Raw genomic sequence first — 4,758 nt, 5'->3', positions numbered from 1 at the left:
TGCTGCCCGGCACGGTGGACCTGCCCCTCGGCCCCGCCGGGGACAGCGCCGCGGCGGCGCGGCAGGAGGCCGAGATCGTCGCCTGGCTGGCCCGCCAGGTGCGGCCGGAGCACCGGCTGGTCTCGATCTGCTCCGGCGCGCTGCTCGCCGCGCGGGCCGGGCTGCTGGACGGGCATGACTGCACCACGCACCACAGCGCCATCCCCGCGCTAGCCCGCCTGGCCCCGGCCGCGCGGGTGCTGGAGAACCGTCTCTTCGTCGAATCCGGCACCCGGCTGACCACCGCCGGCATCACCGCCGGCATGGACCTGATGCTGCACCTGGTGGCGCGCGAGGTGGGGCACGCCGTGGCGCTGGCCGTGGCGCGCTATCTCCTGGTGTATCTGCGCCGGGGCGGCGCGGACCCGCAGCTCTCCCCCTGGCTGGAGGGGCGCAACCACATCCACCCGGCGATCCACCGCGCCCAGGACGCGGTCCTGGCCGATCCGGCGCGGCCCTGGCCGGTGGCGGCGCTGGCCCGCATCGCCGGCGCCAGCCCGCGCAACCTCTCCCGCCTGTTCAACGAGCACACCGGCCTGAGCGTGACCGACTACGTCAACCGGCTGCGCGTGGCCCTGGCGCAGGAGCTGGTCACCGGGTCGAAGCTGGACCTGGAGCATGTGGCGGAACGCGCCGGCTTCGCCTCGCTGCGCCAGTTCCGGCGCGCCTGGGCGCGGCACCACGCCCTGCCGCCGGGGCGCATGCGGGCCTTGTTGGCTAGCGGCAGTGAACGACCGGGCCGGCCTGGAAGCAGTTGACGATGCTGTTCGGCGGCGGCGCGAAGCCCTGCACCGTCGGCGCCCGGTAGGCGCTGCTGTTGGCCAGGCTCGACTGGGCATTGGCGTTGATGTCGCGGCCCATCTGCTGGAGCTGCATCCCGAACGCGGCCATCTCCGCCTGGCTGGCGGCGGCCTGGGCCTGGCGCATGGCCAGCTCCGCCTGATGCTCCTGCACGAAGCCCGCCAGCCTGCGCTGGAAATGGGCCTGCGTCTGCGCCTTGATCCCCGCATCCTCGGCCTGCATGCGCCGGTTGGCATCGCCCAGGGAGAGCCGGCCCTGCGCCATGTCGGCGATGATCAGGCTGTTCTCGCGGAAATTGGTCTCGACGATGCTGGCGAAGCCCGGGTCCACCGCGCGCATCGTCGGGCTGATGCTCGTCCAGCACTGCTGGAAATCCTGCCCGAAGGCGATGATGCGGTTCATCTCCGCCCGGGTCGGGCGCGCCGGGTTCGACAGCTGGGCCACCGTCAGCGCGCCCGAATTGTGCAGCGGGAAGAGCGCGGCGGCGGCGGCGTTGTCGGGGTTCTGCAGGATCCGGTCGGTGCAGCTCCGCAGCTGGTCCTGGGCGAAATCCATCGCCTGCTGCTGCTGGGCGGCGCGCTGCTGCCCCAGGGTCGGGCTGGCCGCGGGAGCGCCGCATCCGGCCAGCGCGAGCAGGAGGAGCAGGCCGGCAGCACGCATGACGCAGCAATCTCCGTGCAGGAACAGGATGTCAGGGGGCTGGCCAGGACGGCCGCGAGGAGGCCGTCAGCCTATCGCAGCATTGTGACGGCAGGAAAGCGGCCTCAGGAGAGAAGGCTGGGGGGACAGGGTCCCCCCAGACCCCGCCCTCCGTTTTCGCGCCCCGCCTTAACACCCGACGGCGGCAGCCTGAAAAAAATCACCAGGGGAGGTCGATCCAGGAGAGATGGCCGCCCTTGCCGGCGCCGGTGTCGAGGAACACCGCCCGGCCGCCGGCGGCCGAGACCGCGACATAAGGGCGGCCATCGGTCGAGCGCATCTCATGCCCGCAATAGACGGTGATGCCCGAGGGGATGCGATGCACCCAGTTGTGCAGCCGCTCGGGATAGCCATCGGCGCGGGTGCGGCTGGTCACCTGGCCGAACAGGGCGCGCGGCACCAGGCCATCGGGCTTGTGGCTGCCGGCTTCCTGCGGCGAGGGCTCGCGCAGCATGCGCGGATGGAAGCCGCCATGCACGAACAGCCAGGGGCCGAGGCGCAGCCAGGCCGGCGCCGCGGCGATGGCCTCCAGCGCGCGGGCCTTGAGGTCCTCGCCATCCGGCGCGGCGTCGAGCTGCGCCAGGGTGATGCCCAGCCCCTCGGGGTCGGGGCGCACCAGCGCGCCGCACAGGGCGCGGCGCAGCTTGTGGTCGTGATTGCCCAGGATGAACAGGCCCTGGCCGCTCTCCAGCAGCGCCAGCGCTTGGCGCAGCGTGCCGGGATTGTCCGGGCCGCGATCGGTCAGGTCGCCCAGCTGCAGCACGAAAAGGCGCTTCTCCGCCGCGCCCTGGATGGCGGACTCGAAGGCCTGCGAATCGCCATGCACGTCGCCCACCACCCGCAGACCCTTGAAGTCGCGCTTGAGCCGGGCGAGCAGATGGTGGGCAGGCAGCATCATTCCGCGGCCTTCAACGCCTGAAGGGCGGCAAGGGCCCGCTTGCGCCCGCCCTCGTGATCGACGATCGGCGCCGGGTAGTCATGGCCGAGGCGCAGCCCGGCGGCGCGCAGCATCTCGGGCGACGCCTGCCAGGGCTTGTGCAGCCAGGCATCCGGCAGGCGGGCCAGCTCGGGCACGAAATGGCGCACATAGCGTCCCTCGGGGTCGAATTTCTCGCCCTGCAGGATCGGGTTGAAGATGCGAAAATAGGGTGAGGCGTCGATGCCGCTGCCCGCCACCCACTGCCAGTTCATGCTGTTGGCGGCGAGGTCGGCATCCACCAGCGTGTCCCAGAACCACAGGCTGCCCTGCTGCCAGGGCTGCAGCAGGTGCTTCACCAGCAGGCTGCCCACCACCATGCGCACCCGGTTGTGCATCCAGCCATGCCGCCAGAGCTGGCGCAGCCCGGCATCGACGATCGGGTAGCCGGTGCGGCCCCGCTGCCAGGCCTGCAACAGCGTGTCGTCCGGCTGCCAGGGGAACTCGGCGAATTCCGGCCGCAGCGGCGTGTCCGGCAGCTCGGGCCGGTGCCACAGCGTGTGGTAGGCGAATTCGCGCCAGAGGATCTCCTTCAGCCAGGTGATGTGGCCGCCGGACTTCCCGCCCTCCGCCACCGCCTGCCAGGCCTGGCGCGGCGAGACCTCGCCCCAATGCAGGTGCGGCGAGAGGCGGGCGGTCCGGTCCTCGCCGGGGAGGTCGCGGCCGCGGTCATAGCCCTGCGCCGCCTGGGCGGCGAAATCGCGCAGCCGGGCGGCGGCGCCATCCTCGCCAGGGGTCCAGTATTCGGGGAAGGCGGCGGCCCAGTCGGGCTCGGGCGGGCGCGGCAGCAGGTCCAGCGCGTCCAGCGCCAGGCCCTCTCGCGGCGGCGGGGCGGCCCGCAGCCTGTCCGGCGCCGGGATCGGCGGCGGCGGGTCGCCGAGCGCCAGCACCGCGCGGGCGAAGGGGGTGTAGACCGAATAGGGCTTGCCCTGGCCGGTGCGCAGGCGGTGCGGCTCCAGCAGCGTGGCGCCGCTGTGCAGGCAGAGCCTGCGGCCCTGGCCCTCCAGCGCCTTGGCGATGCCGGCGTCGCGCTGCCGCGCCCAGGGCTCGTAGAGGCGGCTGGCATGCACCTCGGCCGCACCCAGGGCATCGGCCAGTTCGGGGATGAGATCGGCGGCCTTGCCGCGCAGCAGCAGCAGGGGCGCGCCGAGCGCGGCCAGTTTTTCGCCCAGCGCCTTCAGGCTGTGATGCAGCCACCAGCGGGCGGCGCCGCCGGGCGCCCAGGGGTCGCTCTCATCCAGCACGAAGACGGGCAGCACGGGCTGCCCGGCCACGGCATGCAGGGCGGGGTGGTCGGCGGTGCGGAGATCCTGGCGCAGCCAGAGCAGGGCAGGGGGCGGGGTTCGGCTCATGGCACCGATATCGGCACCCGCACCGGCTTGCCCAGGCTGCGGACAGGCGCCGGCTCGGCGGCGGCGGGCGTGGCGGCGGCCAGATGCTTCATCGGCCCGATGGCGGTGCTGTAGAGCCGGTCGCGCCCGAGCAGGAAGGCGCGCCCGCCGCGCGGGAACAGCGCCGCGACCGGCGGCGCGGTGATGGCCAGCCCGCCCGTATAGGCGCCGAAGGCCGGCAGCAGCACGCGCCGCGCATCGGCCAGGAAGCAGGGCCGCTCCACCGCGCCGCAGCGCGTCGCCACGCTGGCCTTGGGGTGGAAATGGCCGGACAGCTCGAACCCCGCCGCCGGGCCGGGCATGCCCTCATGCCGGAACACCAGCGGGCCGAGGCGCAGCTCCGCCACCGCCTGGCCGGGCAGGTCGGCGGGCGGGGCGGGGTCGTGATTGCCCAGCACCCAGGTGACCTCACGCCCTTCCAGCAGGTGCAGCAGCGCGGCGCGGTCGGGCGGCAGCAGGCGGGACGCGCCCTCGCCATCATGGAAACTGTCGCCCAGGAAGACCAGATGCGCGACGCTGTAGCGGCGCAGCAGCGGCGCCAGCCGCGCCAGCGTCTCCCGCGTGTCATAGGGCGGCACCAGCTGGCCGCGCCGGGCGAAATGGCTGCCCTTCTCCAGATGCAGGTCGGAGAGGACCAGCAGCTTGCGGGCGGGCCAGTACAGCGCGCCGGCCGGGTCCAGGGCCAGGCGTTCGCCGGCGAGATGCAGAGGCGCGGAAATCATGTCTCAGAACGCGTTAGCGCGCGCCGCCCCCCCGTAAAAGCCCTTTTTTCGACACATTGCCGCGGCGCCGGGGAGGCGGGCGGACGGCCATGCCCGGCCAGGGTGCCAAGGGCCGGCAGCCAGGGCGTGG

At 73.3% G+C, this 4,758-nt stretch carries 5 protein-coding genes; 1 reads left to right on the top strand and 4 read right to left on the bottom strand.

Annotated features, from left to right (window positions below; translation table 11 throughout):
- Positions 1-797, top strand: a 797-nt coding sequence (locus tag HMPREF0731_RS04385; protein ID WP_007002821.1) for a GlxA family transcriptional regulator, incomplete at its 5' end; no start/stop codon positions are given.
- Here HMPREF0731_RS04385 and HMPREF0731_RS04380 read toward each other — a convergent pair.
- From HMPREF0731_RS04380 to pdeM, 4 genes are all read right to left on the bottom strand, one after another.
- Positions 757-1,500 (bottom strand): hypothetical protein, encoded by a 744-nt coding sequence (locus HMPREF0731_RS04380; protein WP_007002820.1) that lies wholly within the window; start codon positions 1,498-1,500, stop codon positions 757-759. The genes HMPREF0731_RS04385 and HMPREF0731_RS04380 overlap by 41 nt on opposite strands.
- A 199-nt stretch (positions 1,501-1,699) precedes the next feature.
- Positions 1,700-2,437 (bottom strand): metallophosphoesterase, encoded by a 738-nt coding sequence (locus tag HMPREF0731_RS04375; RefSeq protein WP_007002819.1) that lies wholly within the window; start codon positions 2,435-2,437, stop codon positions 1,700-1,702.
- Positions 2,434-3,867 (bottom strand): cryptochrome/photolyase family protein, encoded by a 1,434-nt coding sequence (locus tag HMPREF0731_RS04370; RefSeq protein ID WP_007002818.1) that lies wholly within the window; start codon positions 3,865-3,867, stop codon positions 2,434-2,436. Before HMPREF0731_RS04370 ends, HMPREF0731_RS04375 begins: the two co-directional genes overlap by 4 nt.
- Positions 3,864-4,628: a ligase-associated DNA damage response endonuclease PdeM gene (pdeM, locus tag HMPREF0731_RS04365; protein WP_007002817.1), complete on the bottom strand. Its 765-nt coding sequence runs from the start codon at positions 4,626-4,628 to the stop codon at positions 3,864-3,866. Before pdeM ends, HMPREF0731_RS04370 begins: the two co-directional genes overlap by 4 nt.
- Positions 4,629-4,758: the final 130 nt, after the last annotated feature.

It is taken from the genome of Pseudoroseomonas cervicalis ATCC 49957 (genome assembly GCF_000164635.1).
In the GTDB taxonomy this organism is placed as follows: domain Bacteria; phylum Pseudomonadota; class Alphaproteobacteria; order Acetobacterales; family Acetobacteraceae; genus Pseudoroseomonas; species Pseudoroseomonas cervicalis.
This window is presented reverse-complemented; position numbering and strand designations above follow the sequence as displayed.